The sequence below is a fragment of the Anaerolineales bacterium genome (genome assembly GCA_022866145.1).
Classification (GTDB): Bacteria; Chloroflexota; Anaerolineae; order Anaerolineales; family E44-bin32; genus PFL42.
This window is the reverse complement of record JALHUE010000154.1, coordinates 1-1685: the sequence shown is the minus strand read 5'-3', so window position 1 is coordinate 1685 and position 1685 is coordinate 1. Positions and strand designations below refer to the sequence as shown.

Genomic DNA, 1685 nt, shown 5'->3' with positions numbered 1-1685 from the left:
TCAAGCTCGCCGAAGTGGGTCACGAGGAAGTAACGCGCCCCGGCCGTCCTGTCGGAGAAAATCTCTTCGAAGGGACGGTTGTCGGCGTCCCCTCGGAGCTCGGCGAACCGGAGGTCCGCCTGATAGGGCCACATGCTCGCCGGGGTCCAGGCATAGTACAGCAGGCGGTTGCCGTACTCCTGCGTCAGGGCGATGATCCCGCCATCCTTGGGCAATGCCTCGCCGAGACGCGCCCACCCCGCCGGCTCTCCTCGGTAGTCCGATTCCTGCAGGTTCTCGATGGCATTCCCTGCCAGCGGCACGAAGCAAAGGCCCACCAGAAGTAGGGCGACGAGTCTCACCGCCTGGGGCTGAAGTCGGATGCGCCCTTCCAGCACACTGGCCACGGCCGCCAGCGACAATGCGACAATCGGCACCAGCATCAGGCTGTAGTAGTCGTGGGTGTGGATGGTGTAGGCGAAGACCAGGCCATACACCAGATACCCTGCCCACAAGCCTACCAAGAGCGCACGGCCGCGGCGCGGGAGCAGCAATGGACCGATCAGGCACAGCGTCAGGAATGTCAGCCCGAACATGCCGTTCAGCAATCGGGCCCAGCCGACGTAGAACGAAGGCTGGGTCAACAGGCCGACGGGTGCGGCCACGAAGTACTCGAACATGCCTGCCGACTGCCTTCCGGTTTGCAGTAGGTAGTATCCAGCTGGGAGGGCGAGCGTCAGCGCTGCTGCCAGCCACAGGCGGGGCTCGCGAACAGCCCGGCGGTCCCAGGTCACCAGGCTCACGGCAGCCGCCGTCAGTCCGACGGGGAACACCGCCATCGGCTTGACCAGGATGGCCATCCCGGCGGCCAGACCGAAGATCGCGGCTCGGGTCCACGTGGGCTGGTCGGCAAATCGCAGCAGCGCCAAGCACGCCCCCAGGAGCCACATCACCATGAAGGGGTCGGGTTGAAACGAGCGGCTGGCGATCACCCCAAACGGAAGGAACAGGTAGTAGGCCAGGCCAATCAGCGCCCCGATGTCCGATGTCAGCCTTCTCCCCAGCAAGTACAGGAATCCGCCCCCGACCACCCAGAACAGCGAGGCCAGCACACGTGCGATCCACAGGATCTCTTTCCCGAGCGCAAGATAGGTCAGGGACACAAGCCGTTCGAAGATCTCGGGTTCATAGGTGGGCGTCGCCGCCCGTAGGGCAAGCGCTAGGCTGCGGGTGGCCGGGTCAGCCTCGGGATCCATCTGGTAGTACATGCCGCGGGCGATGACCGCCGAGCGCAGCTGTCGATCAGCATGGAAATCCAGCGGGGGATCGGTCAGGTCGACCATCCGCAGCAGGAAGCCAAGCAGCAGCAATCCGGCAGCCGCCGCGGCGATGACAACCCCCGGCCTCAACCTGCGGACACGGCTCGCCGGCCTCGCCACTCCGGCCTCGTCGCTTCGAGCCAAGTCGTCAGCGGCCATGCGCAACCTCGCCTCGCCCAACCAGGGCGCGCCAGAGAACCCGGGAAGTCTGAGGCGTTCCCTCAAGTAGATGGCCCATCAACGCCCGATCCTCCTTCCAGGGAGTGCTCCCCGCGCCGGTCCAAGCTCACTTCGCGATCACTCGCTTCAGACCGTAGGCCTGAGCCACACAGACATTGATCCACTCGGCCGGATCGTAGCCGATTTCCGTCAGGCCACCCATATGCG

At 65.2% G+C, this 1685-nt stretch carries 1 protein-coding gene; it reads right to left on the bottom strand.

The genetic code is table 11. The features are described 5' to 3' along the window. Window positions 1–1457 (bottom strand): glycosyltransferase family 39 protein (locus MUO23_04885; protein ID MCJ7512287.1); only part of this gene is annotated, 1457 nt, incomplete at its 3' end. Window positions 1458–1685 lie beyond the last annotated feature (228 nt).